The sequence below is a fragment of the Pseudomonas sp. LTR0 genome (assembly GCF_036630035.1).
GTDB classification, from domain to species: domain Bacteria; phylum Pseudomonadota; class Gammaproteobacteria; order Pseudomonadales; family Pseudomonadaceae; genus Aquipseudomonas; species Aquipseudomonas putida_Y.
In genome coordinates this window covers 2,710,264-2,735,638 of sequence record NZ_CP123734.1, presented here as the reverse complement: position 1 = coordinate 2,735,638, position 25,375 = coordinate 2,710,264, and the positions used below count along the sequence as shown (strand labels likewise).

General features: G+C 60.0%; 24 protein-coding genes and 8 pseudogenes. 14 read left to right on the top strand and 18 right to left on the bottom strand.

Features of this window, described 5'->3' with window-relative positions; translation table 11 throughout:
* Nucleotides 1-81: 81 nt before the first annotated feature.
* From QCL51_RS12600 to QCL51_RS12590, 3 genes are all read left to right on the top strand, one after another.
* Nucleotides 82-972: a universal stress protein gene (locus QCL51_RS12600; RefSeq protein WP_021784684.1), complete on the top strand. Its 891-nt coding sequence runs from the start codon at nt 82-84 to the stop codon at nt 970-972.
* Nucleotides 973-1,107: 135 nt separating this feature from the next.
* Complete coding sequence (locus QCL51_RS12595) at nt 1,108-1,545, top strand: YeeE/YedE family protein (RefSeq protein WP_021784683.1); 438 nt, start codon at nt 1,108-1,110, stop codon at nt 1,543-1,545.
* 1 nt (nt 1,546) lies between these two features.
* The gene (locus tag QCL51_RS12590; RefSeq protein ID WP_021784682.1) at nt 1,547-1,978 is read left to right on the top strand and encodes a DUF6691 family protein; all 432 of its coding nucleotides are present in this window, start codon (nt 1,547-1,549) and stop codon (nt 1,976-1,978) included.
* Nucleotides 1,979-3,219: 1,241 nt separating this feature from the next.
* On the opposite strand, the gene QCL51_RS12585 is transcribed toward QCL51_RS12590, so the two are convergent.
* From QCL51_RS12585 to QCL51_RS12575, 3 genes and pseudogenes are all read right to left on the bottom strand, one after another.
* Nucleotides 3,220-4,215, bottom strand: coding sequence for a DNA-binding protein (locus tag QCL51_RS12585; RefSeq protein ID WP_028697429.1), 996 nt, complete (start codon nt 4,213-4,215; stop codon nt 3,220-3,222).
* A 255-nt stretch (nt 4,216-4,470) separates the two neighbouring features.
* Nucleotides 4,471-4,701 (bottom strand): annotated as a pseudogene (locus QCL51_RS12580) (YeeE/YedE family protein); the annotation flags it as partial.
* Between the two features lie 53 nt (nt 4,702-4,754).
* A complete protein-coding gene (locus tag QCL51_RS12575; protein WP_021784680.1) occupies nt 4,755-5,948 on the bottom strand; it encodes a cation:proton antiporter in 1,194 nt (397 codons plus the stop codon).
* 146 nt (nt 5,949-6,094) lie between these two features.
* On the opposite strand from QCL51_RS12575, the pseudogene QCL51_RS12570 reads away from it, so the two are divergent.
* Together QCL51_RS12570 and QCL51_RS12565 are read left to right on the top strand one after the other, a co-directional pair.
* A pseudogene (locus QCL51_RS12570) lies at nt 6,095-6,199 on the top strand (phosphoribosyltransferase); the annotation flags it as partial.
* A 164-nt stretch (nt 6,200-6,363) separates the two neighbouring features.
* A complete protein-coding gene (locus tag QCL51_RS12565; RefSeq protein ID WP_021784679.1) occupies nt 6,364-7,260 on the top strand; it encodes a universal stress protein in 897 nt (298 codons plus the stop codon).
* A 49-nt stretch (nt 7,261-7,309) separates the two neighbouring features.
* Here QCL51_RS12565 and QCL51_RS12560 read toward each other — a convergent pair whose 3' ends face one another.
* Nucleotides 7,310-7,801 (bottom strand): BCAM0308 family protein, encoded by a 492-nt coding sequence (locus tag QCL51_RS12560; protein ID WP_028697428.1) that lies wholly within the window; start codon nt 7,799-7,801, stop codon nt 7,310-7,312.
* Between the two features lie 117 nt (nt 7,802-7,918).
* Between QCL51_RS12560 and QCL51_RS12555 the strand changes: the two are divergent.
* Nucleotides 7,919-8,515, top strand: a pseudogene (locus QCL51_RS12555) (ribose-phosphate pyrophosphokinase-like domain-containing protein); the annotation flags it as partial.
* Nucleotides 8,516-8,534: 19 nt separating this feature from the next.
* Here the strand turns inward: QCL51_RS12555 and QCL51_RS12550 are convergent.
* From QCL51_RS12550 to QCL51_RS12540, 3 genes and pseudogenes are all read right to left on the bottom strand, one after another.
* Nucleotides 8,535-9,425 carry a universal stress protein gene (locus QCL51_RS12550; protein WP_021784676.1) on the bottom strand — a complete coding sequence of 297 codons (891 nt, stop codon included), beginning with the start codon at nt 9,423-9,425 and terminating at the stop codon, nt 8,535-8,537.
* 97 nt (nt 9,426-9,522) lie between these two features.
* Nucleotides 9,523-9,969, bottom strand: a pseudogene (locus QCL51_RS12545) (heavy metal translocating P-type ATPase); the annotation flags it as partial.
* Nucleotides 9,967-10,197: pseudogene (locus tag QCL51_RS12540) on the bottom strand (outer membrane lipoprotein OprI); the annotation flags it as partial. The pseudogenes QCL51_RS12540 and QCL51_RS12545, both read right to left, overlap by 3 nt.
* 190 nt (nt 10,198-10,387) lie before the next feature.
* Between QCL51_RS12540 and QCL51_RS12535 the strand changes: the two are divergent.
* Both QCL51_RS12535 and QCL51_RS12530 read left to right on the top strand, forming a co-directional pair.
* Nucleotides 10,388-10,598 (top strand): annotated as a pseudogene (locus QCL51_RS12535) (BON domain-containing protein); the annotation flags it as partial.
* A 97-nt stretch (nt 10,599-10,695) separates the two neighbouring features.
* Entirely contained in the window at nt 10,696-11,094 is a 399-nt protein-coding gene (locus QCL51_RS12530) for an ion channel (RefSeq protein ID WP_021784674.1), read from the top strand.
* 7 nt (nt 11,095-11,101) lie between these two features.
* On the opposite strand, the gene QCL51_RS12525 is transcribed toward QCL51_RS12530, so the two are convergent.
* From QCL51_RS12525 to QCL51_RS12515, 3 genes are read right to left on the bottom strand one after another with little or no spacing between them, the layout of a single operon-like run.
* The gene (locus tag QCL51_RS12525; protein ID WP_021784673.1) at nt 11,102-13,477 is read right to left on the bottom strand and encodes a phosphoketolase family protein; all 2,376 of its coding nucleotides are present in this window, start codon (nt 13,475-13,477) and stop codon (nt 11,102-11,104) included.
* A 34-nt stretch (nt 13,478-13,511) separates the two neighbouring features.
* Nucleotides 13,512-13,976, bottom strand: a complete 465-nt coding sequence (locus QCL51_RS12520) for a CBS domain-containing protein (protein WP_033730612.1) — start codon at nt 13,974-13,976, stop codon at nt 13,512-13,514.
* 58 nt (nt 13,977-14,034) lie between these two features.
* Complete coding sequence (locus tag QCL51_RS12515) at nt 14,035-14,595, bottom strand: Hsp20/alpha crystallin family protein (protein ID WP_021784672.1); 561 nt, start codon at nt 14,593-14,595, stop codon at nt 14,035-14,037.
* A 198-nt stretch (nt 14,596-14,793) separates the two neighbouring features.
* On the opposite strand from QCL51_RS12515, the gene QCL51_RS12510 reads away from it, so the two are divergent.
* Nucleotides 14,794-15,528 carry a hypothetical protein gene (locus QCL51_RS12510; RefSeq protein WP_021784671.1) on the top strand — a complete coding sequence of 245 codons (735 nt, stop codon included), beginning with the start codon at nt 14,794-14,796 and terminating at the stop codon, nt 15,526-15,528.
* Here QCL51_RS12510 and fnrB read toward each other — a convergent pair.
* Entirely contained in the window at nt 15,497-16,228 is a 732-nt protein-coding gene (gene fnrB / locus QCL51_RS12505) for a Crp/Fnr family transcriptional regulator FnrB (RefSeq protein WP_033730605.1), read from the bottom strand. The genes QCL51_RS12510 and fnrB overlap by 32 nt on opposite strands.
* Nucleotides 16,229-16,440: 212 nt before the next feature.
* On the opposite strand from fnrB, the gene QCL51_RS12500 reads away from it, so the two are divergent.
* The 3 genes and pseudogenes from QCL51_RS12500 (at nt 16,441) to QCL51_RS12490 (ending at nt 19,060) form a co-directional block, all read left to right on the top strand.
* A complete protein-coding gene (locus tag QCL51_RS12500) occupies nt 16,441-17,304 on the top strand; it encodes a universal stress protein (protein ID WP_031322612.1) in 864 nt (287 codons plus the stop codon).
* A gap of 96 nt (nt 17,305-17,400) precedes the next feature.
* A pseudogene (locus QCL51_RS12495) lies at nt 17,401-17,565 on the top strand (GNAT family N-acetyltransferase); the annotation flags it as partial.
* A gap of 127 nt (nt 17,566-17,692) precedes the next feature.
* A complete protein-coding gene (locus QCL51_RS12490; RefSeq protein ID WP_021784667.1) occupies nt 17,693-19,060 on the top strand; it encodes an erythromycin esterase family protein in 1,368 nt (455 codons plus the stop codon).
* Nucleotides 19,061-19,077: 17 nt separating this feature from the next.
* Here the strand turns inward: QCL51_RS12490 and QCL51_RS12485 are convergent, their stop codons facing one another.
* The 4 genes from QCL51_RS12485 to QCL51_RS12470 form a co-directional block, all read right to left on the bottom strand.
* A complete protein-coding gene (locus QCL51_RS12485) occupies nt 19,078-19,749 on the bottom strand; it encodes a prolyl oligopeptidase family serine peptidase (protein WP_021784666.1) in 672 nt (223 codons plus the stop codon).
* Nucleotides 19,742-20,434 carry a phosphoribosyltransferase gene (locus QCL51_RS12480; RefSeq protein WP_103470312.1) on the bottom strand — a complete coding sequence of 231 codons (693 nt, stop codon included), beginning with the start codon at nt 20,432-20,434 and terminating at the stop codon, nt 19,742-19,744. Before QCL51_RS12480 ends, QCL51_RS12485 begins: the two co-directional genes overlap by 8 nt.
* A 64-nt stretch (nt 20,435-20,498) precedes the next feature.
* The gene (locus QCL51_RS12475; RefSeq protein WP_153811165.1) at nt 20,499-20,642 is read right to left on the bottom strand and encodes a hypothetical protein; all 144 of its coding nucleotides are present in this window, start codon (nt 20,640-20,642) and stop codon (nt 20,499-20,501) included.
* Nucleotides 20,643-20,704: 62 nt separating this feature from the next.
* Nucleotides 20,705-21,631, bottom strand: a complete 927-nt coding sequence (locus tag QCL51_RS12470; RefSeq protein ID WP_021784663.1) for a universal stress protein — start codon at nt 21,629-21,631, stop codon at nt 20,705-20,707.
* Between the two features lie 197 nt (nt 21,632-21,828).
* On the opposite strand from QCL51_RS12470, the pseudogene QCL51_RS12465 reads away from it, so the two are divergent.
* Nucleotides 21,829-21,951, top strand: a pseudogene (locus tag QCL51_RS12465) (NAD(P)-dependent alcohol dehydrogenase); the annotation flags it as partial.
* 226 nt (nt 21,952-22,177) lie between these two features.
* Nucleotides 22,178-23,269, top strand: a complete 1,092-nt coding sequence (locus QCL51_RS12460) for a site-specific integrase (protein ID WP_021784661.1) — start codon at nt 22,178-22,180, stop codon at nt 23,267-23,269.
* A 390-nt stretch (nt 23,270-23,659) separates the two neighbouring features.
* Here the strand turns inward: QCL51_RS12460 and QCL51_RS12455 are convergent, their stop codons facing one another.
* The 3 genes from QCL51_RS12455 to QCL51_RS12445 all read right to left on the bottom strand — a co-directional run bounded on the left by QCL51_RS12455 (nt 23,660) and on the right by QCL51_RS12445 (nt 25,161).
* Entirely contained in the window at nt 23,660-24,358 is a 699-nt protein-coding gene (locus QCL51_RS12455; RefSeq protein WP_021784659.1) for a hypothetical protein, read from the bottom strand.
* Nucleotides 24,355-24,594: a hypothetical protein gene (locus QCL51_RS12450; protein ID WP_232786984.1), complete on the bottom strand. Its 240-nt coding sequence runs from the start codon at nt 24,592-24,594 to the stop codon at nt 24,355-24,357. The genes QCL51_RS12455 and QCL51_RS12450 overlap by 4 nt, the downstream gene beginning before the upstream one ends.
* A 117-nt stretch (nt 24,595-24,711) precedes the next feature.
* Nucleotides 24,712-25,161: a hypothetical protein gene (locus tag QCL51_RS12445; RefSeq protein WP_230849505.1), complete on the bottom strand. Its 450-nt coding sequence runs from the start codon at nt 25,159-25,161 to the stop codon at nt 24,712-24,714.
* Between the last annotated feature and the right edge of the window lie 214 nt (nt 25,162-25,375).

The following is a 25,375-nucleotide window of genomic DNA, read 5'->3' as shown; positions in this document are numbered from 1 at the left end:
ATATTTATCAAAAACGAACCTGCACCTGCTTCGATAATGACAATCGCATGCAACCCAACAGCCGCGCCGGGGAGGTGTCCCATGAAGCCGTATCGCCGGATTCTGCTAATCATGACCGAGGCCCGTGCCAATGCCGCGCTGCCCCGGGCCATGGCATTGTCTGCGGCGTCGGGGGCGAGCTTGCAAGTACTGGGTATCCACGAATCGGGTGAACTGCGCCTGCGTCATGAATTGCAGGAGGACTCGCTACCTTCGGTCTCATTCGTGCACTTCAGCACCGAACTCAAAGCGCTGCTGGATGAGCATCAATTCGTTGGGGCTCGGCCAGGTTTCGAGGCCGTAGAAACCTCCAATCCGCGCGATGAACTGCCAGCCTGCATTGCCCGCTACGCACCTGATCTGGTGATCAAGGACTGCCCGGGCCATTCCCTGCTCGACCAGATAGCCCGGACCTCGCTAGACCAAGTGTTGCTGCATGGAAGTGAGACGCCGTTGCTGTTCGTACCGGCGGATGCCCCAGCCATCCCCCAGAACATTCTGGTCGCAGTGGATGTCGCCAACCCGTCGCCACACAACGACGCCCTCAACCATGCCTTGGTCGCGGCAGGTCAGCAACTGGCGACTCAATGCAAGGGCCAGTTGCACTTGCTCTCGGCTTACGACCTGCCCATCGCCATGTTGGCCAACCCTGACCTTGCCGGCCCCTGGGCGAACCAGTTACGCGAGTCACTGCAGTTGCCTTTCGATGCGTTGGCCGATGCACATGGCGTTGCCCATACGCAACGGCATTTCAGCGAAGGCGCGCCCCTGCGCGTGATCAAGTCCTACATCGCCACGCTGAAGATCGATGTGGTGGTGGTCGGCGTTGTGCAGGCCAGGCGTTGGGCCAAGGTGATCGGCGATACCACCGAGCGGCTTGTAAGCCATGCACCGTGCAGTATCCTGACGATCAAGCCTGCGCCGGTCAGCTGACTTCATTGTCTCGCTTCTATCGTTTCCGCAGCAGGCTTGAACGCGGGCACCGCGTGCAGGGAAGTGTCATGAGGTCGTTCTCTAGCGTTAAGATGGAATCTGTTTTTGTCTCTAATTCGACAATGGAGCGCTGAGATGTTTGTTGATATGGCTGCCTTCACGCCGTGGTCGGCATTGGCAGGCGGGGCACTGATCGGTTTGGCCGCTGGGCTGTTCGCCGTTGCGAACGGGCGCATCGCGGGCATCAGCGGTTTGCTCGGTTCTCTCCTGCAAAGTGGCGGGGAAGGGCGGGGTGAAAAAGTGTGCTTCTTGTTGGGCCTCATTGCAGCGCCACTTTTATGGCAACTGTTCTCGGCAATGCCTCCGGCTCACTTCAGTATGGCGCCTTGGCTGCTTATAGTCGCGGGAGTTCTGGTAGGTCTCGGTACTCGCTATGGCGGTGGCTGCACCAGTGGCCATGGCGTTTGTGGCCTGTCACGCCTGTCGCCCCGTTCGGCAGTGGCGACTCTGTGCTTCATGGCCGCCGGCTTTGCCACGGTCTTTGTGGTCAGGCATCTTTTTTCAGGAGCGTGAAATGAAGCGGATCAGTGGCTTCATTGCAGGGTTGCTATTCGGCATGGGAATACTGCTATCCGGCATGGCAAACCCCGCCAAGGTGTTAGGTTTTCTCGACATTGCCGGGCAGTGGGACCCGTCGCTTGCACTGGTCATGGTGGGTGCGATAGGTGCCGCACTGTTGCCTATGACTTGGGCGCGGCGTCACACCACTGCTGTGCTGGGAGGTAAGATACAGCTGCCTGCCAGGCGTGACATCGACCGTCGACTTGTCGGCGGGAGCCTCGTCTTTGGCATAGGCTGGGGGCTTACCGGCGTTTGTCCGGGGCCAGCGCTGGTGTTGCTCGCCGGGGGGTACTGGCAAGCCTGGCTGTTCGTGATCGCGATGCTCGTCGGTATGGGGTTGTTCAATGTTGCGGAAAACTTTCGCAGTCGTCAGGGCAGGGTTTGACGATACACAAATTAGTCTTGATCGAACTCATTACCAGGCACTTACTGAGTGCAACTCTACTAAATGAATATTTAGTAGAGTTATTTCTTAAATTCATATTATAAGGGCAGGGTACCAGAGCTTATCCCGCTATGCTATGCGGCCGTTGGCTGTTGCTACCAGCCACAGCTCCAAGCGAAGGTCCACTTAAGACGCCATATGAAGGATGACGTCCCACTGCCCAATACTTGGGTTATAGAGGAAGCCCAGACATTTCTGCAGGCAGCTCAAGTGCTTGAGGTGAGAGCGAAAAGTTCCCCAGATAGAACGCGTTACTGGCCAGCTGTGAGGAATTCGGCGCTCGCTTGAGAGCTGTTTCTCAAGTCGCTTCTGGTTAAGGCTGACCCGCGTTCCCCAGATCTGAATATGATCCTGATGGGCACCTGCGACTGCGCCTGAAGCCACGTGGTAATGGACACTGCTTGTCTGATCTGTAAAACGCAATTCCTAGCGACCTAGCCAGCCAGTTTCGTGCGATTCACAGAGCCTGGCACCAGGCTTTGAGTTGGACAAATGAATAAGTACTGCGTCGAATCTGTTCTCTGGCACGCGGTATCCGTACGAAGCCGATTCAGTTCTAGGCGTAGACTTGGACGTGTTGAACCTCGCGTCGCAACTTGAGGTACTGGGTCAAATGACGCAACGTTGGCCGAAAAGCCAACGGCGACCGTAATTTCGGTGCCCGCGAAAATCGTAGTGCGATCTGGGCTCTGAAGTTTCACCGTGGATTTTTTCACCGTGAAAAACCACCGGCAGAGCTGTCTGCAGCGACTTACTTCGGAGCTGATGCGTGTTGCTGGTAGCAACACCTGAAGCCGGCTGAACTGGTCATTTTTTCGCGTCTGCGAAATTCGCACTGCGAACTGGCTTCCAATCTGGCCAACCCACGGCCCGGTAACTCCATACGCAGGTGCTCATAATGCATATTATGTTAAATAGTATGCCATGTCATAATTACTCACGTGTGTTGTCTGTCTCCACTAACCTACGCAGCTGCTTCCACAAACCCGCGAACCCTTTAAAAATCAGCACCCTCACAATCTCTCGCTCATTCATTCTGTCACCCGTCGTTTAACGCCCCCCCGACCAACCGCTACGAACTTCTTACTTAGTTGATGTCCATGTCGCTTCCTAGTGCAAGGCAGTCTTCCGCTGCCAGTAAAATCAAAAAAACAAACACTCTGCCTAGGCAGGTCTATCGGTCAGGCGGGCTTGCGCGGCGCACGCTTTTTACTCGGCACCGTGCGGGCGGTGCCGAGTTGCTGAGCCAGCGCGTCTGCTCGGGCCGTAGCCGCTGCTGACTGTTCCCGAGAGCTGAGTAAATCCTGCTGAGCCAGTTGCAACTGCTGTTGCAAAGCCTCGATGCGTTGAGTCAAGTCGTCCACTACATGTTGCCGCTGTTCCTGCTCACTCTGCAGGGCTTTAATTTGCGCTTGCGCCATGGCCCGCTGTTCGCGCGTTTCGGTCAGCTCAATCTGACCGGCCAGCAGGGTTTGCTGAAGGCCGTGCTGGCGCTGATTGAGGTCCTTGAGTTGGCCCGCGACCACCTTGTACTCCTCGCGCACCCGATCGATCTCGCGATAGGCTCGGTCCTCCACATCGCGGGTGTACCGCTGCTGCTCTATCCGCGCTTGCTCGGCCTGCTCCCGACTGTTGTGCAACTGCTGCCGGACCTCGACCAGATGCGCGTGGGATTCGTCACGCTGCGCCTGCAACTCGTCGCGTTGGGCGCGCAGATCGTCGATTTGCGCCTGGCGCTGAACCAGCAACTGCTCCAGATCGGCTAGACGGGTTTCCACGCGTTGCCGTGTGGTGACTGCCTCAGCGGTCTGCTGCTGTGCCTGGACTACCTCCAGACGGGCGCGGGCTTCCAGCGCTCCCAGTGCTTCGCGCTCCTCGGCCAGCACCTGCCGCTGGGTATCAAGAGCCTGCTCGGCGACACTTTGCGCCATCAGCGTGGCCTGCTGCCAGATGGCCACGAAGGCTTGCGCCACTTCCGCCGGCAAGCCGGGCAGGCGGGTTTCGCCGCGCAGGCGCCCGGCAAGCTGTTCCCACCACTGATCGAGCAAAGCACCGACCCGCGCCGGGCTGCCGCGCCCTAACTCCAGGCGTACCCGCTCCACCGTAGGCCGCTCTCCACGGGCAAGGACTGCGTCTGCCGCGGCAAAAACATCGTTTTCTGGTACGCCTACTGCCATGCCCTACTCTCCGCCCATTTAGGTCTGATAATTAAATCTTATCCGACCTAAATGGCCAGAAAATGAAATTATAATACGTTAAACGTATTAAATATTACAGTTTTAAGCATTTGCATGTGATAGCCTCACTGGTGCTGGTTTTATCGGCGAATAACCCGCCGTCCGGCCGCCGAGACGTTGGTCGCCACAGATTTTGCGTCGAATACACAAGCCGTCACCATGCGCGAAGGCAAGGTGCAGCCACTGCCATAGCGCCCCCACCAGTAGCCCCGCGACCATGAGTAACCCCGGGGCCGTACTGAAACGCACCGGAGGCACCGCCGAGACCGCTCGCCACAACAGTGGCGCCGCAATAATGCCCAGCAAGAGGAACAGCGTCTCTCCTCGCCCTTCTCCCGTGCGTTGCAACAGCGAGCCGAGCAGACCGCTGATACCGGCAATGCGCCCGTTCGCCACCACGTACAGTCGGGCGACTAGGCCGATCAGTGCGCCGAATTAATCTTAACGCTGTGTTTTACGTTCGATCGCCTGTCACACCCTCATTCCCGAACGCGGCGTCCCATCCTCCGCGCCCCCGGCAATGCACTTAAGCCGTGCAATACCACGCTGAGCAGGACGCACGCGATAGTGCTCGCGATGATCGTGCCACCCTCTTGCAACGGCGCATCCAGTATCAATATCGTGAACACGATGGACGCGAGGCCACGGGGGCCGAACCAGCCGATGAACAAGCGGCTCTCGGCGCTGAGTGTGCTCCCCGCCAGGCTGAGCCAAACAGGTAGCATCCGCACCAGCGACAGGCTCGAAAGTGCGTAGAACCAGACCGAGGGTGCCACTATCTGCGAAGCTTTGGGCGCCACGTAGGCTCCGAACACCACCCAGGTCAGCAGCGACAGCGCCTCACCGCTCGACTCGCCGGTGACGAGCAACGGCTGCGTTTCCCGGTTGAACAGGTAACCTGTCAGCAGCCCTGCGCAGAAGGCGGCGATAAAGCCGCTCCCCCCCAGTGCCTGGGCGCAGGCGAAGCTCAGCAATGCCAGCGCGGGCATTACCAATTGCTGCCAGGCCTCGATCTGCAGGCAATGGCGTTGTGACAGACGTAACAATCCGCCCACCAACAGCGCAAGCGCCGCCCCTGAGAGAACACCGATTCCCAGTTCTTCCAGGAAGAAATAGCCCGCCAAGGCAAAAGGCATCGTCGAGTGGGTCTCCATCAACAATGTCAACAGCAGGAGCAGTACCGGCACGCAAATGCCGTCGTTCAAGCCGCTTTCGACATTCAGGCTCTCGCGTACATTGGCCGGCACCTCGGGGTTGCTCACGACTGCCTTGCCAAGGGCGGCATCGGTCGGGGCCAGGATCGTCGCCAACAACGCCATCTCCAGCCTGGGCATCTGTGGGAACATCAGCCAGGCGGCAAGCCAGCCCGCAATCAATGTCAACGGCAGGCCTAGTGTCAGCAGGCGCAAGGGCAGGCTACGGGATTGCCGCAATTGGGCCAGATCGGCCTTGGCGGCATCATTGAACAGGACGATTGAAAGGGTAAGCTCGGCCAGAAAGCGAAGATCGTTGCGGTCCAGCGAAAGGTTCAACAATCCAAGCCCGGAGGGACCTGTTACCAGGCCCGCCAGCAGAAACAACAGCGGCCCGTTGATAGGTTTGGATTCAAGCGCGCCGGCCAGGCTGGCGTACAGCACCAGCAAGGCGGCCAGAACAGCCAGGTTCTGATACATGGCCACGCCTCGGGATGAAAAGCGTATATACGAACGCTATCACTGCGCGCGCAACGCGACGATCTGAAAGGCGGCAGAAGTTATCCTAGGTCAACAATGCAGGTAATAAAGATCTCACGTGCCGGCAACGGCCATGGCCTGCCTGCGTCTGAGGTGCTGCGCCATTACCGCCCTACCCGATCAAGGACAAGCGCTACGCGGATGACCTCAGCCTCCTGCATGCCCATACTCAACCCACCGAGAACCCTGAATCCGGTTCGTCGGGCACCTCCCGGCGCGGCTGTTGGTTGCCGTACGATTGGCATTATCGTAGCCGTTGCCGGTTCGTTCTTGATAAAAATCAAGGCCCCCAGGCGCCATCGCGGCACCCTACGCGTAAGCCGTCATTGCGACGGCCATCGCTGCGGAGGCCATCATGAACGCTTTGACGCGACTGCTACTCATCTGCCATCCGGACCTGCACCCCTCACCAGCCCTGGCGCGCGCGCAGGCGTTGGCCAAGGCCACAGGGGCCACCTTGCACCTGGTGGTGCTGAGCCAACTACCGTCACGCCTGACCACCCTTGACCAGGTACTGCGCAGCAGCGCCCGCAAACAAGACGCCGAGCATCGCAAGGCATGGCTGAATGAACAGGCACAGGCGCTTGGCAAGCAGGGCATTACCGCCTATGCCGAAACGCTGGATGACGATGATCCACTCAAGGACCTGATCCGCCTGGCGCAGTTACATCGCGTGGAAATGCTGATCAAGGACATCCGCCACGAAACTGTCGTCAGCCGTGCCCTTCTCACGCCGCTGGACTGGCAGTTGCTGCGCCGTTGCCCGATACCGTTACACTTGGTAGCTCAGGCTGAAGCGGCACTGCCTGCGCGGGTGCTGGCGGCCGTGGACCTCGTCGAGCACGACGCTGCGGTGCACAAATGCAACGACCATGTCCTGCAAGCTGCACAGGTGCTGGCGCAACGCTGCAAGGCACAACTGCATGTGCTCCAGGCCTATGAACCGAGCCCTAGCTTCATGGCCTACGCCGCCGCACCAGTGGCATGGACCGATGAGGTGATCGAAGAAGTGACAGGTAGAGCACGGGAACGCCTGACCCGCTTCGCGGACAACTACGGCATCAAGCCGGACCATTTGCACCTGATACGCGGGGCTGCCCGGAGTGTCATCAGCGAATACGCCAACCAGCATGGCTTCGATGTGGTTGTCATGGGCACCCTTTACCATGAAGGCTTGGCCAAGGTCATCGGCAGTACCACCGAGCAGACCTTGTACAAGGTGCAGTCGAGCATCCTGGCAATCCACGGCTGATTGGCCGCCGGTTTGCAATGCTCCGTGCCTTGCAAACCGGCGGCCCGTCTCAATCGCGATGCCAATCGACGCTCAGGTAGCGTTCACTGTCGCTGTAGCGATAGCTGCAGACGCCGTCATAAGCGGCTTCCAGTTCATGTCCAATGCGGTTGGCCAGGTGCGTGCCCGTGGTGGTCGCCAACAGTTCGTCGTCCTTGCAGTCGATGGCGATCAGCCGCTCGAGCACGTGGGTCTGGCGCTCTTGCTGTTCGGCATGCTGCATGAGCTGGCGAATCTCCTGCTCATGGGTCGTGACGAAACGGCCCGACACGCGCACCTGGCCCGCCGCGGCATGGTCCTCAATACGTCGACAGGCGGGGCATACAGTTGACTCCAGTGGCCCGAGGCCGTTTGCTCCGTGCGGGTGCCATTCACCCTCGTGATAGACCGCGCCACATTGCGGGCAAAGCGCGCTGCCGCCCGGGCGAAGGGGTATGGCGTAGGGGTCGAAGGGACGGGTTTTGAACAATTTGTCCTTGTGGCTTTTCTGATACTTGTCCATTGGCGTGCTCGCTATAAGGATTGTGAAAATCGCAGCCCTTGGCATGCGCTGACCTGCACAGTGTCCGTCCATGGGCCAAGCTGCACTTGATAATCGTCAAACCCAGCGCTGCCACGCCGCTTGTGCCATCTGCTGTTCTTCTGTGGCGCTCTCAAGGACGCCGGCGCCAGTCAGGTGACAGCGGTGACGCCCTATCTGTGCTATGAGCGCAAGGACCGCAAGGTGGAATTTCAGGACTCGACCATTACACGCCACGTGGCTCGCCTGATGGAAAGCTGCGGCATCGACCGGGTGGCGCCGGACATGGGCGGCATCAAGCGTGCCGAACAGTTTCGCCAGGCACTGGCCCAGCTGCTCGCGCGCCCGGTTGCCATGGCCATGGTGGAAAAGCACCGGCAACACACGCAGCTCAGCGGGGAGTGCCTGGTGGGTAATGTGGCTGGCAGCACGGTCGTGCTGTTTGACGACATCATCAGTACCGGCCAGACACTGTTGCGGGCCGCACAAGCCTGCCATGGCGCTGGCGCATCCCGCATTCTGGCTGCCGCCGCCCACGGTCTGTTCACCACTGCAGGAGCGCTGTTCGAAAGCGGGATGTTCGAACGCATCCTGGTCGCCGACAGCATCACGCCCTTTCGCCTGCCCGCCGCTTGCCGGGCTCAGCTGGACATCTTCGACACCAGCGCCCTGGTTGCTCAACGCCTTATGCCGTGACGTGGTCAGCCGTACAGCCCTACACCACCAGGATATTGCAAGGCACCTGGTACAACACATGCTCGGTGGTGCTGCCGAACAGACGGTCCAGCCCCCGTGCGATGGGCCGCCCCATGACCAGCACGTCTACCGGCTGTGATTCGACGTATTCGCTGAGCACCGCGACCGGACGGCCCAGCACGAAGTGGCGGCGTTCCGATGGCGCTCCGAAGCGATCGGCCAGTTTTTTGAAATCATCCTCCAACGCTTGGCGCAAAGGCCCGGCAATGTCCCCGATGGCCCAGGCGGCATACCCCATATCGCCCATATAGGCCATCGACAGATCGCAGGCGTGCAGGAGGTCCAGTTGCGCCCCGGTCTGCAAGGCCAATGCACTGGCCTGCTGGACGATACTGTCATTTCGGGCCTGCCCCTCATCCGAGGTATCAGCCACATCCACCGCCGCCACGACCTGGCGTGGCAACGCCGGCAGGCTGGCACCGAGCAAGTAGACCGGGACCGGACAGTGGCGCAACAGCTGCCAGTCAAGCGGGGTGAAGAAGGCGCGCTTGAGCGCAGGCTCATGCTCGACCTGCTTGAGCAGCAGGTTCGGTTGCATCTCCAGCACGTGCTGCAGAATGTCATCCTGCAGGTCGTTGCTCCAGGCCACCTCGGCCGTCACCTGCACGCCAGAGGCACGCAGCACGTTTGCCTGGGCTTCCAACTGTTCCTGCTGAGCCTGCCGGTAAGCCTCCCGCTCCGTTTGATGCTTACCGGACTCCAGCAACCAGAGTTTGTCCAATGATTCGAGCAAGGCGACGATGTGCAGGCTGGCCGATGCAGACCTTGCCAGTGCAACGGCCTGCTCCAGGGCGACCGCCTGGTGCAGCATTGGGCGCATGATCAGCAACAGGCGTTGATAGTGACTCATGATTGCCTCCAACGGTGGGTCGGCCTGATCACTCAGGCATTGGGGGTTGCATCAGGGGTGCGGTCTTTTCCGGGATATCGGTTATGGTGGCTTCGGTCAGCAGCAAAATGCTGGCGACCGAGACCGCATTTTCAAGTGCCAGGCGCACGAAGGGCGCCCGTGACTGGCGTGCCGCCTCGGCCAAGCTCACGATGCCGGCATAAGTGCTTTGTGCCGCAGTCTGCGTGGCCACCAGCACCATCGGCGCGCCAGCGTTGCACACCCCGCTGGCCACCGGCTCGCCGCAATGGCGCGTGACGGGTAACGACTCCCCGGTCAGTGCCGCCTCGTCCAGGGTGGCCTGGGGACTCTGCAGGCGTACCGGCACGGTCTGACCTGGCCTGACCTGATCCACCGCTACCTCGTGCAGCCCGTCTTGTTCCTGCACCCACGCACGTTGCGGCGCTCGGTCGATCAGCGCGCGCAGTTCGCGCTCGGCATGCCGCACGCTGAACGCTTCGAGGGCTCGTCCGGTGGCCAGCATCAGCGCGACCACCGCAGCCAATTGCTGCATCTCGTCCTGAGCCTGGGTTGCCCGTCGTAGCGCCTCGTTGGCGGTCTGCTCGACCAGGTCGATGCGGTAACACACTTGATCGGCGCGCAACCTTGCAGTGGCGGCATTGTTCTCCGCCGATTCCAGGCGCGCATCGTACTCCTCAGCGCGCCACGCCGTGCAGCCGGACGCGGTAATCAGCAGCAGGCTTGCCCACCCGCAAAGCACATAACGTCGCATTTCCATACCCTAGTGCATGCCCAAGACACGCTGAGTATCGATTGCGGCGTGCGCCGCAGCCTGACATTTGTCAACCGCAAGCGGCCTGTTCACCGGGTTTGGCCTTTATCAATCGCGCTGTGGGGTACACGTGTAGAAACAAGGACTCAGGGCACTTCAGCCCCTCCCCTGCCCGCTACCGGAGCCGATCATGAACGACCTTGACTTGCGAGACCTTGTGCTCGAAGAGCTGGAGTTCAAACCCGATATCACGCTGCCAGCATCGGTGTGACGGTGTAGTCACCCTCTCCGGGCACGTCAACAGCTACGCCCAGAAAGTCAGTGCCGAGCGCACGGTCAAGGCCATGAAAGGCGTGCGCGGCCTGGCCGAGGGAATAGAGGTACGCCTGAACAAACTCGAAAAGTGGTCGAGCGTGCGGCCTGGTCGGTGCCGGGCGTCAGCAAGGTCGAAGATTATCTGTTGATCGCCTAGCGCCGCCGCGCCAAGGGGCGATGGCCATGAACAAGGATCAGCCCTGGAAGCTCTACTTACTGGCAGTCGGCCTGGCGGTGCTCGCAGCCGTGCAGTTCGGCCTGTTCAGCCAGCCGGCCGTGCACGCCATCCTTTACAGCCAGTTCCTGCAGTTGCTCGATCAGCAGAAAGTCAGCGACCGGCCCGACCGCAAGGGCCGCCTGGCGATCCTGAAAGTCCACCTGCACAAGATCATCTACAAGAATGACCTGGACTGCGTGTATTTCTCCTTCACCACCTATACCACAATAGGCTTCGGCGACATCGCCCCCACCGGCCATCTCAAGTACCTGACCGGCCTGCAGGCCTTGACGGGCCTGGTACTGATCACCTGGACCGCGTCCTTCCTGTTCCTGGAAATGCAGAAGTACTGGAAGGCCAAGTAGCGCTTGGTCAGGCACCTAGGGGGGAAGTCCATCGCCATTGCGCAACTTCAGGCATGTCTTCGCCATGTTCGATGAGGTAGAGCTTGTGCTTCTCCATCGTTGCCCAATAGCGGGCTCGGGCCTGCTCGAGCTGAGGCTGCAAGCGTGGCACGCGCTCGAACACATCGAGCAGCAACTGGTAGCGGTCCAGGTTGTTGATGACTGCCATGTCGAACGGCGTGGTGGTTGCGCCCTCTTCGCGAAAGCCCCGCACATGAAACCGTTGCGGATTGGCGCGCTTGTAAATCAGGCGATGGATCAACGCCGGGTAGCCGTGGAAGGCGAAGATGACCGGTCGATCTTCGGTGAACAGCCCATTGAAGTCGCTGTCGGACAGCCCATGAGGGTGCTGTTGTGACAGTTGCAGCGCCATGAGGTCAACGACATTCACCACCCTCACGCGCACATCAGGAGCCTGCTCCTGCAGCAGTGTAACTGCCGCCAGCACCTCCAGGGTCGGCACATCGCCCGCGCAGGCAAGCACCACGTCGGGCATCTCGTCATCGTGGGAGGCCCAGCCCCAGCGTCCGATACCTGATTGGCAATGCACGGCGGCCGCTTCGCTATCGAGCCATTGCCACTCCATCTGCTTGCCGGCGACGATCACATTGATGTACCCACGGCTGCGCAGGCAATGCTCAGCCACCGACAGCAGGCAGTTGGCGTCAGGTGGCAGATAGATCCGCGCCAGATTGGCCTTCTTGTTTGCCAGCAGATCGAGCAGACCCGGGTCCTGGTGCGAGAAACCATTATGGTCCTGCCGCCAGACATGCGAAGTCAGGAGGATATTCAATGATGCGATCGGCTTGCGCCACGGCACCTCGGCAGCTGTCTTGAGCCATTTGGCATGTTGGTTGATCATCGAATCGACAATATGGATGAAGGCTTCGTAGCAGGAAAACAGGCCATGGCGACCCGTCAGCAGATACCCCTCCAGCCAGCCCTCGCAGATATGCTCACTGAGGATCTCCATGACTCGCCCTTGTGCCGAAAGGTGTCCATCATCGCTGGCGTGAGCATCCAGCCACACCTTGTCGGTAACCTCGAACACTGCATCCAGCCGGTTGGACGCCGTTTCGTCAGGGCCGAACAGGCGAAAATTCTGCGACGCAAGGCTGTTCTTCATCACATCGCGCACATACCCGCCCAGCACTCTGGTCGACTCGGCCCGCACCTGACCCGGGCCCGGCATCGGCACGCAGTAATCGGCGTAGTGCGGCAAGTCCAGTGCCCGCAACAATAGGCCGCCGTTGGCATGCGGGTTTGCGCTCATGCGCCGCCGGCCAGTCGGGGTCAGTGCGGCCAGCTCAGGCAGCAACGCGCCCTGTGCGTCAAAAAGCTCATGGGGACGGTAACTTTCCAGCCATTGTTGCAGCTGCAGCAGGTGCGGCGGTTTGCCAAGGTCCGACAACGGCAACTGATGGGACCGCCAGGTGCCCTCTACGCGTTGCCCATCCACGTACCTGGGCCCCGTCCACCCTTTTGGGGTACGAAGAATCAGCACCGGCCACAATGGCCTGTCGATCACCTGCGGGTCTTCGGCATGCCGCGCGAGGCGCTGGATCTGGCTGATCTTCTCGTAGATGACTTCCAGCGTCCTGGCCAACGCACGATGGACGTCCATCGGCTCGTCACCCTCGACAAAATAGGGATCATAACCATAGCCATACATGAGGCTGGTCAGTTCCTCCTCGCTGATCATCGACAGCACGCTGGGGTTGGCGATCTTGTAGCCGTTCAGATGCAGGATGGGCAGCACTGCGCCATCGCGGGCGGGGTTGAGGAACTTGTTGCAATGCCAGCTGGCAGCCAGTGGCCCGGTTTCGGCCTCACCATCACCAATGACGCACGCCACGATCAGATGCGGATTGTCCAGGGCGGCACCATAGGCATGGGCCAGCGAATAGCCCAGTTCGCCCCCTTCGTGAATGGAGCCAGGCACATGGGGGCCGACATGGCTGCCTATGCCATAGGGCCAGGAAAACTGCCGAAAGAGCCGGGCCATTCCAAGGGCGTTGCGCCCAACCGATGGGTTGAGCTCGGTGTATGTACCGTCCAGGTACGCCTGAGCGACCAGAGCAGGGCCGCCGTGGCCAGGGCCCGTGACGAACAGCACATCGAGGCTGTACTGGCGAATCAACCGGTTCAGATGGGTATAGATGAGGTTGAGCCCCGGCGAAGTCCCCCAGTGGCCCAGCAGCCGAGGTTTGACATCGGCCAAGGTCAACGGCCTGGTCAGCAAGGCATTGTCCTGCAGATAGATCTGGCCAACGGTGAGGTAGTTTGCCGCCCGCCAATAGGCGTCCAGGCTTTCGAGTTCTTCAGTACCCGGGACATCACTCATGCCAGCCTCCTTTCGTCATCGCGCACGCGGGCGCTCAAAGGTCTTCGCCGCGAAGATCTTCCTCCCGCCGGCTCTGTTGACGGATCAGCAGTGACAGTTCGTGCAGGTGGTCCGACAGCAGGCCCACCAGATCGTCCGCCGTGGCAATGCCGACCAGCAGACCGAAATCATCGACTACCGGAATACGTCGGATATTGGCGCGCCGCATGTTGAGGATGACATCGAACAGGTCCTCGTTCTGGTTCGCGGTGATCAGAGGCCGGGGCAGTACATCGACCGCCTGCAGGTCCTCCTGATCCGGTGGGTTGCGCGCAATGATCCGCAACGCTAGGTCGCGATCGGTGATCAGGCCGATGGGCCGACAACGCTCGCCGTCGACATGTTCGGCCAGCACAAGATCGCCGACATGGTACTGATTCATCATGCGCGCCGCGGCATAGATGGAGATACCGGGTGGTGCGGTGACCACGTCCCGGTTGCAGTATTTGCCAATGGACATCATGTTCTACCTCCACAGGCGGAGCCTCCTTGCTCCTCGATGCAGTGAGGGTGGGTGATCATTTACCGCTCTTGATCGGAATCACCTTTTCCGGATGGATGGCTTCGGCACGCTTGGGCAGGTGCACCAGCAGCACGCCCTTGTTGAACTGGGCGTCGATTTTCTCGGCGTCGACCCCACGGGGCAGCTGGAAAACCCGTTCGAAGCTGCCGTAATGGCGCTCGGACAGGTGATATTCCTTGCGTTTTTCGTCCACTTCCTCCTTTTTCTCGCCGCGGATCAACAGGTTGCCATTGACGAGCTTGATCTCGATATCCTTGGCATCCACGCCAGGCAACTCGGCGCTGATGCGGTACTCCTCGGCCAGCTCGCTGATGTCCATGGCCGGCATGCCGTGGGTGAACAGGTCACGCCGCCAGAACGGTTCGACATCGAACGGTGTGTGGCTGAACGGCATGCGCGTCGGCCGCCATCCAAAATCCTCGAACAGGCTGTCGATCTGACGGCGCAATTGCTGGAAGGGCCGCCACAGCTCTGAAGGTTCTACGCTGGGCGGCGAACCTTCGGTTGGCTGGCTGGCGACGGGGGTAACAGGCACTTTCTTGGCAACGTCTGACATGGAGTTCTCCTCGAATGGGTGAATGAGTATTGCCTCCCAGGGAGACGCCTCGATCATGCGCCGTGGGGCAGCACCCCATTTGATCTTTATCAACAAGGTGAAGTCCCTGCCGCCCGCTGGTTTGATCCTGGTCAAAGTGCCGGATTGGCGACGGCCTAGGCTGATTACAGCAAGCCATCATTACCGTGCGAGGCAGTCATGGACCGGGAGGGTGCCAGCGTCCGCGTGCTCCAGACATTGCCCGGCCTGGGTATCCAGCAATTCGTGCGCCTGGCCCTTTGCAGCCAGCCATGCAGCGAGGCAATGGCTGGCCAGTACTGCGTGCTCAGCGGTCGAACCGAGTGCTGGCCATGCAGTTACGTGACCCTACCTGGCGTGGCCGGGCAATTTATCGTCAGCACTCAGAGTGCGCAGCCCTTGGGACGGGCGGGGGAACTGTTCGACTATTCCGGGCCGCTTGGCAGCGCTTGGCCGTTGCCCCTGCAAAGTACAAGGTTGCTGGCCATCAGTCGCGCCGACGGCCTGCTGTCCTTACTGGGGGCGCTGGATGAGATTCGCTGTTGGCTGCCCTGGATACAATTGCAGCTGTCACATGACGGCATTGCGGCTGAACTGCTGCCAGACGATTGTCGAACCTGGCTGTCGGCTCTGTCGTTACTGCCGCGTGACAGCAGCAGTGGCTGGTGGCAAACCAGGCGCTTGCTGATCACCTTTCACCCGGACACGGTGTACTGTTGCGCACCGCCACAAGTGGCGCGCCAGGTAGCCCAGCTGTGCTGGCAAACAGGCGTAGCACCGCAGCGTATCTGGATACGCACGGATCATGTGCCACGCCCGATCTGGGTGGGGCACTCCGCCGAGAACTGGCCTGTGCAACGCTATGACCGGGTGCTTGCCGCGCTCAAGTGGGCTCCTCCAGATGGGTCAGGTTGACCAGGCCTTGCATGTCGATGAGCCTGACCTCACGCCCGGCGCACAGCACGAGACCTGCATGGACGAAACGGCTGAACAGGCGGCTGACCGTTTCCAGCGTAAGGTCCAGGTAGTTGGCGATATCACCACGGGACATGGGCAGGTTGAACACACCCGCCCGCAACCCCCGCGCCTGGTAACGCGCCGACATGCCCAGCAGGAAGATCGCCAGCCGCTGCTCGGCACGCCCATGGCAGCAGCGCAGGTGCTCGTCCTTGCCCTGGATCCCTAGGCTGAGCATGTGCAGCAACTGATAACGCAACCCCGGAATCTGGCCGGACAGGTCCACCAACTGATCCAGCCTGATGGAGCAGACCAGCGAGAGTTCCAGGACAACGGCAAAGCTTCGGTAATGACTGGCACCAATAGCGTCCAGCCCGAGCATTTCACCCGGCAGGAGGAAGCCGGTCACCCGCTCGGTGCCCTCGGCATCGAGCAGAAAACTCTTGATCGCCCCAGAGCGCAAGGCAAACACGTGCTCCATGGGTTCATTGGCCTTGAACAGGTACTCACCCCGCTTCAATGGCCGGTTACGGCGGACAATCCGCTCCAGTTTGTCCACTTCGTCGGCGCTGAGGCTGGCGGGCAGGCATAGCCGGCTCAACGAGCACGCAAGGCACTTCACATGGGGCCTTGCCCCCATTTCTGCAGAGCCTGACATGACGATGCCTCCGCTTTTTTTGCAGGCGGGCATCTATTCAAGTTAGCGGTCCCACAAAATGTTAGCGGTCTGTCCGACCAAGGGTTGGATGCCACCCAAGGTGACTTGATGAAGATCAAACCGCGCCTTGCGTGCGCCTGCATGCTCAAGCGTCGAACGCTTCGCAGAAGTCCGACTGTATGCCAGGCGCTCTCAGCCAAAAGGTGAAGATCATGGAAATCAGTAGCTTGCTTGTCCTTGCAGCCGACGAAGATCGATACGATCCAGCTATCGAACAGGCGATCGAGCTGGCGACGGCTGTCGGCGCCTTGGTGACCCTCGCCATCCACATAGCACCTGCTACCGAGGCCAGACATCTTGATACCCTGGGCAGACAGAAAGGCCTGGCGAAGGTCTTCCTCGACAGCGGCATCCACCTGGAGCCGGAGGTCATGCGAATCAAACCCACGGCGAAAGCACTGGTCAAACTGGCCAGGGCATGCGCCGCCGACCTGATAATTCTGCAGGCTCAAGCCGACGGGCGTGTCAGTTTCGGCCTCGAACTCATGCGGCTTGCGCCCTGCCCCGTGTTGTTCGCACGGGAACGTTCAGAGCCAGGTCAAGCCAAGCTGTTTGTAGCGGCGCCGGCCAGCTGCGAAGACCTGGACGACGGGGACGCGAATGCCGCAGTCGTCGAGGCCGCGAGGCTCATAACCCATGCGCGCAAGGCGAAGATGCATCTCTTCTGCGTTTATGACCAGGCCGCCCTCCTGCGTCACAGCGAGCACTACAGCCTAGCGGAAATCCCCTCGTATGAATCCGTCGCAAGCGCATTCAAACGCTTCGTCGCGCAACTGGGCATCCCTAACGCCCATCACCAGTTGATCGTCGGATCATGCGCGCACACCCTCTGCGCATACGCCAATCGCTGCGGCTACGACACCGTAGTGATCACCAGCCCTCACCGCGCCTGGCAGTTCGCGACCCTGGAATACCTGCTAAGCAGCCTGAAATGCAACTTGCTCGTGGTACCCGTAAAGCCACGCCAGCAGGAGTTGGCTATCCCTGAATCGGGGGAGCTTTATCTATCGGTTTGACAGCTCATGAGTGACGCATTTGACAACTGTCAAGTCGGCGCAGGGCCCACTGTCGACACTGAACTTCCTTGTTCATTCGACATAGAGGACATTGCCATGGCGCCCGCCGAAACTTCCCGTGTGCACACAACGCCTTCGTTCCCCAAACCTTCGGGTGAATACTGGATCGAAGCCCTTGAAAACGGCGTTCACGTGTTGATCAGGCCCTTGCAAGCCCAGGACCGAGCACGCGCCTTCATCGAACGGCTGTCGCCCGAATCGGGGTTCACCACCGTCGCTGACCCGGATGATGCTAGCCAGGTCATCCACCGGCTCTCCCTGATCTGAACCCTGGGCCGTCGCACCCTGACGGGTCAATGCGCGGCGGCCCGATTATGGGAGGCTCCCCATGAACGGCCCTTCGAAGAAATTGATGGAAAGACTCTACGGCAAGCAGTATCAGGTCGACACTGCCGATATTGCCCCGGTGCTTCATCAGTACGCCGAACCTTTGCCGAACCTCGATACGCCGGCATTCGCAGCGCTGTTCGATCGCTACGCTGACGCGCGCGTCATCCTGCTGGGCGAGGCAAGCCACGGCAGCAGCGAATTCTATCGCGCCCGAGCGGCGATCACCCGGCGCCTGATCGAACAGCATGGCTTCAACATCGTCGCCGTCGAGGCCGACTGGCCGGATGCCGGGCATGTCGATCAGTACGTCCGAGGCTTGGCGCACTCGGCGTGGAAGCGCCATATTTTCAGCCGTTTTCCAACCTGGATGTGGCGCAATAGCGAAGTCAAAGCCTTCGCCCAATGGCTGCACGGGCACAACCGACTGCTGCCCACCGACCACCGCGTGGAATTCCGCGGCCTGGATGTCTACAGCCTGCGCAATTCCATCCATGAAGTCCTGGTGTATCTGGACCGGGTCGATCCGCATCTGGCCCATGAATCCCGTCGCCGCTACGGTTGCCTGACACCTTGGCAGGACGACCCCGCGCTGTACGGGCACTTTGTCGAGCACGGTGGCGTCATGCCATGCGAGCAACCGGTGATCCAGCAACTGAATGCCATGCTCGCCGAGCAATTGTCAGGGCTTGTCCGCAATGACGAAGCTTTTTTCAACGCAACGCAGAATGCCCGTGTAATCATCGCCGCAGAGCAGTACTACCGCGCCATTTACCGAGGTTCGACGGCGTCCTGGAACCTGCGCGACCGGCACATGTTCGATACCTTGCGCGCGCTGCTGGAACACCGTGGCCCCCACGCCAAGGCGGTGGTCTGGGCTCACAACTCCCATATCGGCAATGCCGCAGCCACAGAAATGGGCTGGAAAGGCCAGTTCAACATCGGCCAGCTTTGCCGCAGCGCTTTCGGGCACGACGCGGTGTTGATCGGCATGGCCACCGACCGCGGCCAGGTGGCCGCCGCCGATGACTGGGACGGCGACATGCAGATCAAGGAAATCCGTCCTTCGCGCAGCGACAGCTGGGAGCACCAGTTCCGCCTCGCAGGCGTGCCAGCCTGCCTGAGCGACTGGCGCGACCCACAGCGCAAGGCGTTGCGCCATGTGTTGTCCACGGCGCTACTCGAACGCGCCATCGGCGTCATCTATCGCCCCGAGAGCGAACGGCTGAGCCACTACTTTGAGGCGGTGCTGGCCGAGCAGTTCGATGCGCTGCTCTGGTTCGAACAGACCCAGCCAGTGACTGCCCTGCCCTTGCCGAAACAACAGCATCTTGAGCCAGAGGACGAAACCTATCCATTTGGTGTATGAGCCTCGGCGAAGCCCCATCAGACGGATATGTGCTGCAGGTACTTCACGAACCAGTCACCGGCGAGCGCCGCGGCCTTCGCCAAGGTGCCAGGCTCTTCGAAAAGATGCGTAGCGCCTGGTACCACTTCAAGATGCCGCTCACAGCTCAGCAAGCGGTCCACCTGACGATTGAGCTCAAGGACCAGGACGTCGCAGCTACCTACGATGTGCAAGGTTGGCGCTTGTACACGGTCCAGCATCGGCCCAGCCAGGTCTGTTCTGCCGCCTCTGCTCACCACCGCCGCCACGCGCTCGGGGCGCTGCGCAGCCGCCCACAGGGCCGCAGCGGCCCCCGTGCTTGCACCGAACAAGCCAATGCGCAACGTGCCCAGCTGCGGATCGCTTGCAACCCAATCGATGACATCGATCAAGCGCTTGGCCAGCAAGGCAATGTCAAAGCGCAATTCTCCGGTCTCGTTATCGAGTCGTTGCTCAGCCTCGGTCAGCAGGTCGAAGATTATTGATCCCAGGCCACGTGCCGCGAGAGCGTCTGCTACGTATTGATTACGGGCGCTCAGGCGCCCGCTGCCGCTGCCATGGGCAAAGATGACCAAGGCGCAGGCGTTGGCCGGCTCACGCACGTCCGCGATGAGTTCGACGCCTGCCAGCTTCACCGTCTGTGTGCGAACTTCAACCCTGTGCTCAGTCATGGGGCGCACTCCGGTAAAGCGCTTGCTGATCGGCTTGCCCCATGAGCGTCATCACTTCCTCGTCTGATGTCTGCGGGAAATCCTGATACCAATAGCCAACCGAAACCATCCGCTCAGGCACCAGCGGGCACACCAGCTCATCCACTTCACCGTACAGCGCTTCGAGCGTTTCTGGCGGTGCGACCGGGACGGCGACGACGATCCGCGCCGGTGACTGGGCTCGCGCAGCCTGGATAGCCGCCCTCATCGTGGCGCCAGTCGCCAGGCCATCATCGATGAGAATCACCACCTGGTCCTTGAGCTGCAGGGCTGGCCGCCCTCTCCGGTAGGCCCGTTCGCGCCGCGCCAGCTCCTCGGTTTCCCTGGCAACCACGGCGTCGAACAACGCCGGTTCTACCGGGTAGGCCCGCAGCATGTCGTCATTGAGGACCGTAACGCCGCCGCTGGCTATCGCACCCATGGCGAACTCGGGGTGAAACGGCATGCCGAGCTTGCGCACCACCAGCAGGTCCAGGCGCACATTGAGGGCAGTCGCGACTTCGTAGGCCACTGGAACGCCACCACGCGGCAGTGCGAGCACGATCACGTCGGGCCTGCCGGCGTAGCGGGTCAGTGGCTCGACCAGGCGTCGTCCACCCTGGGTACGGTCGGCAAACAAGGTTGGCAAGGCAAGATCATGGGACATGAATACCTCCCGCGCCGTAATGGGCGCCTGTCATTGCAGAGTCCGATGGGGGCCATTGATCGCTTCAAGGCGTGACTGCACGCCCCTCCTCGGGCAACAGGTCGAACTGCGCGAGGCAATGCTGCTCATCAGCGGGCGTGAGCGCCTTCAGACCGCTCACTTCCTGGGTGGCGTAGATCGGCCCGCTGTAGCCCTCTTGCGCCAGCACCGGAAGATAACCGCTATGGATCTCAGCGCCTTAGCGACAAAGCCCTGACGGGCCTTGTACGGTTACCCCTGTGAATGCTCGGGCGAGATCACCAGCACACTGCTGGACAACCGGTGCATGACACGCTCGGCAGTGCTGCCAATGAACCAGCCGATACCATGGTGGTGATAACTGCCCATCACCAGCACGTCGATGTCATGGCTGTCCATGAACAATCCCAGGACCTTGGCTGGGTCGCCCATGTGCATGTGGCGATGCTCGCTGGCGATGCCATTGCGCTCGGCCAGTGCCTGGAAGGCCTCACTCTGGGCTTCGTGAAGTGTCTGGGCGAGGTTGGAGTCGAGTAAGAACGAATGCTCACGACTACTGCTGGCGTCCAGGTACATCGACCCCAGGTCGTAGACGTAGAGCAAGTCGATCTGGGCATTGCACTGCAAGGCCAGTTTCAGCGCCTCGCTGATGATCTGGTCATTGAAGCCTTCATACTGGTCTTCGGGCCTGGACAGGTCGACGGCCGCCAGTATCCTGCGCGGCAAGGCGTGGCTGGCTTTGTGTACCAGGTGCAACGGTATGCGCGTATCCCGCAACAGCTGGATATCCAGCGACGTGAACATGGCGCGCATCCACCAGGGCTCGTGCTCGAACTCCTTGATCAACATGGCAAACGGTTGCTCGCGCAAATGCACCAGGATCTCGTTCAGCGGATGCAGCACCCAGACCACTTCGGTGGTGACCGTGATGCCAGTGCGCCGCATCGGTAGCGCCTGGCTTTCCAGCCACTCGCGGTGCTGGCGCACATAACCATCGCGCATCACCGCCAGGGCCTGGTCATTGACCAGGCCCGCCGTGGCCAGCCCCTCGACATAGTCGAAAGCGACGATGTGCAACGCCATGCCCTTGGCTTTGGCCAATGCTGCAGCGCGATCATAGACCGGGGTTCGGCGCATCAGGGGCGACGCGATCAACAAGAGTCGTTGCGGGTTGGCCATGGCACACCTCTGTAGTTGGGAAGCGTGCCCCGATCATCTGCCACCGCCCTGCGCGCGACTTGATGTTTGTCAACTCACGCACCGTGCAGACGACCGGTAATTCGGACCGTGCGGAAAATTGACGCCGATCAAGGATCCATGGCGAATCTGACGCACCTAGATCAAGAACAATCACGCAGTGCCTCGGGAGACATGCCATGGCGCTCATGAAAGCGGCTGTTATCGTTGAGAATAACCGTATCGTGCTGGAGGACAAGCCTATCCCCGATATCGGTCCGCTAGATGCGCTGGTGCGCATCACCACCACGATCTGCGGCACCGGTTCGTGATACTCAGTGCTATGTGGTTAGGATTGCTCGCATAAGCTGTGCAGGATGGCCAAGGCTTCTAGTGGTAGATTTAAAGCTGGCAATGGAATTGATAACTGCCCTTTACGATCATGGATGTGGTCATTCCGAAATCTTCGTTATATTAGGTCTGATAAACCACAGGTTATCCGAAACTATTGCAGCGTTGAGCGAGATGAAATTGACAGAGCCGGTACAAATGCCCTCCTCCCAGCCGTTGGTGCTGGCGGAGCTAGCCGACAGCACCCGCGCCGCGGCCGAGGCATTCATCGCGGCAGGCACCGCAGCCAATACCGTGCGCAGCTACCAGAGCGCCCTCACCTACTGGTCTGCGTGGCTGCGATTGCGTTATTGCCGCTCGCTCGGCGACGGCGCGTTGCCTCCCGTGGTCGCCGTGCAATTCATCGTCGATCACTTGGCCAGGCCCGATACTGCTGGTAACTGGACACACCTGCTGCCGCCGGCAGTCGATGCCGCGCTGGTTGCAGCCAAGGTCAAGGGCAGGCCGGGGCCACTGTCGTTCAGCACAGTTAGCCATCGCTTGGCAGTTTTGGCGAAATGGCATCGCGTGCGAAGCTGGGATAACCCAAGTGAGGCTCCTGCGGTGAAGACTCTGCTTCGCGAGGCACGCAAGGCCCAGGCGCGCCAAGGCGTATCCGTGCGGAAGAAAACCGCAGTGGTGTTGGAGCCGCTGCAGGCGATGCTCGCCACCTGCACTGACGGCGTGCGTGGCGTGCGCGATCGCGCCCTGCTGTTGCTGGCCTGGAGCGGCGGTGGCCGGCGCCGCTCGGAAATCGTGGGTTTGCAGATCGAAGACCTGCGCCGTCTGGACGCCGACACCTGGCTATATGCACTTGGGGCAACCAAAACCGACAGTAGTGGCGTGCGTCGGGAAAAACCGCTGCAGGGGCCAGCGGCACAAGCACTTAACGCCTGGCTCGCTGTAGCACCGGCCAGCAACGGCCCCCTGTTTCGCCGTTTGTACAAAGGGGGGCGGGTCGCGACTGTTGGCCTGTCCGGCGACCAGATCGCGCGCATTGTCAAGCGTCGCGCGGCACTGGCAGGCCTCGACGGTGACTGGGCGGCGCACAGCCTCCGCTCGGGCTTCGTCACCGAAGCCGGACGCCAGGGTGTGCCTCTGGGCGAGGTAATGGCGATGACCGAGCACCGCAGTGTCAGCACGGTGATGGGCTACTTTCAGGCCGGTTCGCTGCTGGGCAGTCGTGTCAGCCAGTTATTGACCACTTCTTCACCGGAAAAAGACAACCCTGACGAGGCAGAGGACGGCTAACCCTTGCTTCTGAACACACCCTTGCCGTCATATTGTCGCTCTTCACTACTAAACAGAGATGCTCTATGCAAATAGCGTTCGGTATCACGGTCATGCTGGTCTTGGCCGTCGTTTTTTCTGCTCGGCCTAGCCGAAGCTAACCACATGCTGGTCTTCGGCTTGCTCCTCGCAGTCTTTTCCGCGCTGGTCATCATCGCCTTGGCCGCCACGGCAAAAATTCAGGCCATGCGGGCGACTTTTGTGCCAACGCCAGCGATCGCTGAGAACAAGTCATCCACCTTCACCAACATCACCCCCTGCAGCACTATGCAACCCCCGAGCATCGAGAACTACCGCGTTTCAGCGAGCCTCCCTGAAAACCCACATGCGCCTGTGCTTCGACAACATTCGCTACCACGAGGAAATTACCCTGCCCGCGCGCTGGCAGGTCAGGCCGGAGCCATCATCATCGCTGCTCTGCTGACAACGATCTGCGCCGATCGCCCATTTGACTCCAGCTTGCAGCCGGGCAGTAGGCAACGCCTTGCGCAGCAGTGCACAGACTTGCGCTTCCAGATATTCGGCACGAGTCCGAGCCATTTTCATTTTTACCGTCGGAGCGAGATCATCCAACAGTGCACGCATGCCCCCGTGAATGTGGCTAAGTACCAGATGCGGTATGGGCAGCAAGTACTCGTTCCCGGTATTGATGCACGGTGCCGACCAGATCGGGTTGCCCATAAAAAAGTGCGGGATGGCGTCGGCACTTAAGCTTTCAGGCATAAGTGACAGCTGGTCCAATACCCGCAGCACCATGTCCTTATCACGCCCTGAAACCAGCTCGATACGCTCTGGATCAGCCACCAACAGCCGGACCAGTTGCCGATTAGCGTGAGACCACAAAGCCGTGGCCACTTGTTCGCGACTGACAGAGTCTGGTAAATGCTGCAAAAATTCCTCTGGATCGCCCTCCGCAAAATCGTCCTCGCGATAAAATGCATGCACCATATCGTTCACGGTTTCGCAACGGAATACAGCGAAAAGCCGCTGCAAACGTGCAGAGCTGCGCTGCTCGACATCTACCAGTGCGGCTTTCGCAATGTCGATCACTCGGCAGCAATCTGCTTCTCCAGAGCTGTAATGGCCGCTTTGATCACCAGAGCACTGGAACTGCTTCGCTCAATCGCGATAGAAAGAGCTCCTTGGGATTCCGCAAGCTCTTGGATGTTCTTGGAAATGCTGAAGTCCAGGCGGTTGGCTATCGCGTCATAGCGGAATTCTTCGCTACCCGCCAGTGAGCCGGTATCGCGGCTACGTAACTGGCCGTTAGCTTCGGACTCATACATGATCTCACCTCGCAGCTTGTCGAGCGTGCGCACCAACTCACCGGCCGGGTCGTACTGATGGCGACGATGGATCGGGTTGACTGCTACCAGATACCGGCGCTCGTCGTAGCAGTAGAATCAGCCCAGTTTAAAATAAAATTCAATGAACCTATTAAAGTTACTCCACTGCGGGCGAAGTCGCCCCGCTTTGAAAGCTTCCAATCTCTCACCAAGGGAAATCTCAAGCACCTCTCCAGTCCTGGAATTATAGTAATATCCACTTTCACCCTCAAAGCTATCCAAGGGTATGTAATCAAGACTCAGACCTAGAGTGTCATGGGTGCGTTTCAGCGCAAGATCAAACTTGGTATTTTTAGAAAACCAACCAAGCTGATAGAGTTCATGCCCTCCCGAGGAAAATGTGGGGCCATCTTCAGCATGCAAGTAAAACTCAGCACAGTCCGACCCTATATCAATTCCTAATTTAACTAGTTCAGCCTCATAATCTGCGCTAGCATCATCATACCACCAGCCTTTTTGGCGGCAAAAATTTTTAACTTTATCCGATAGCATTTTTAAATCAGCCACAAGTTAATTTACTTGAACGAATATTTTTCCACCTGCGCTCTCGACATCCAATAACTTTCTCTGTCGCCATTAAAACACGCTCACAGTGCGCGTTTCCACTAAGCCCCGCTCTCGAAAAAGTCAACCACTTACCCATGGTCAACAGCCCTTCCGCCTTCGTTCGCCTTCCCAAATTTCCGTGCGGTCACCTCACGATGCATTTTGCAATGGTCGA

Excerpts from the sequence above, each read along its gene's own strand:
- QCL51_RS12565 (WP_021784679.1), top strand. The coding sequence starts at position 6,364 with ATGAACGCTTTGACGCGACTGCTACTCATCTGCCATCCGGACCTGCAC.
- QCL51_RS12460 (WP_021784661.1), top strand. The coding sequence starts at position 22,178 with ATGCCCTCCTCCCAGCCGTTGGTGCTGGCGGAGCTAGCCGACAGCACC.
- QCL51_RS12520 (WP_033730612.1), bottom strand. The coding sequence starts at position 13,976 with ATGTCCATTGGCAAATACTGCAACCGGGACGTGGTCACCGCACCACCC.
- QCL51_RS12500 (WP_031322612.1), top strand. The coding sequence starts at position 16,441 with ATGGAAATCAGTAGCTTGCTTGTCCTTGCAGCCGACGAAGATCGATAC.
- QCL51_RS12600 (WP_021784684.1), top strand. The coding sequence starts at position 82 with ATGAAGCCGTATCGCCGGATTCTGCTAATCATGACCGAGGCCCGTGCC.
- QCL51_RS12485 (WP_021784666.1), bottom strand. The coding sequence starts at position 19,749 with ATGACTGAGCACAGGGTTGAAGTTCGCACACAGACGGTGAAGCTGGCA.
- QCL51_RS12595 (WP_021784683.1), top strand. The coding sequence starts at position 1,108 with ATGTTTGTTGATATGGCTGCCTTCACGCCGTGGTCGGCATTGGCAGGC.
- QCL51_RS12480 (WP_103470312.1), bottom strand. The coding sequence starts at position 20,434 with ATGTCCCATGATCTTGCCTTGCCAACCTTGTTTGCCGACCGTACCCAG.
- QCL51_RS12530 (WP_021784674.1), top strand. The coding sequence starts at position 10,696 with ATGAACAAGGATCAGCCCTGGAAGCTCTACTTACTGGCAGTCGGCCTG.
- QCL51_RS12575 (WP_021784680.1), bottom strand. The coding sequence starts at position 5,948 with ATGTATCAGAACCTGGCTGTTCTGGCCGCCTTGCTGGTGCTGTACGCC.
- QCL51_RS12515 (WP_021784672.1), bottom strand. The coding sequence starts at position 14,595 with ATGTCAGACGTTGCCAAGAAAGTGCCTGTTACCCCCGTCGCCAGCCAG.
- QCL51_RS12560 (WP_028697428.1), bottom strand. The coding sequence starts at position 7,801 with ATGGACAAGTATCAGAAAAGCCACAAGGACAAATTGTTCAAAACCCGT.
- QCL51_RS12510 (WP_021784671.1), top strand. The coding sequence starts at position 14,794 with ATGGACCGGGAGGGTGCCAGCGTCCGCGTGCTCCAGACATTGCCCGGC.
- QCL51_RS12450 (WP_232786984.1), bottom strand. The coding sequence starts at position 24,594 with ATGTATGAGTCCGAAGCTAACGGCCAGTTACGTAGCCGCGATACCGGC.
- QCL51_RS12585 (WP_028697429.1), bottom strand. The coding sequence starts at position 4,215 with ATGGCAGTAGGCGTACCAGAAAACGATGTTTTTGCCGCGGCAGACGCA.
- QCL51_RS12525 (WP_021784673.1), bottom strand. The coding sequence starts at position 13,477 with ATGAGTGATGTCCCGGGTACTGAAGAACTCGAAAGCCTGGACGCCTAT.
- QCL51_RS12550 (WP_021784676.1), bottom strand. The coding sequence starts at position 9,425 with ATGAGTCACTATCAACGCCTGTTGCTGATCATGCGCCCAATGCTGCAC.
- QCL51_RS12590 (WP_021784682.1), top strand. The coding sequence starts at position 1,547 with ATGAAGCGGATCAGTGGCTTCATTGCAGGGTTGCTATTCGGCATGGGA.
- fnrB (WP_033730605.1), bottom strand. The coding sequence starts at position 16,228 with ATGTCAGGCTCTGCAGAAATGGGGGCAAGGCCCCATGTGAAGTGCCTT.
- QCL51_RS12470 (WP_021784663.1), bottom strand. The coding sequence starts at position 21,631 with ATGGCCAACCCGCAACGACTCTTGTTGATCGCGTCGCCCCTGATGCGC.
- QCL51_RS12490 (WP_021784667.1), top strand. The coding sequence starts at position 17,693 with ATGAACGGCCCTTCGAAGAAATTGATGGAAAGACTCTACGGCAAGCAG.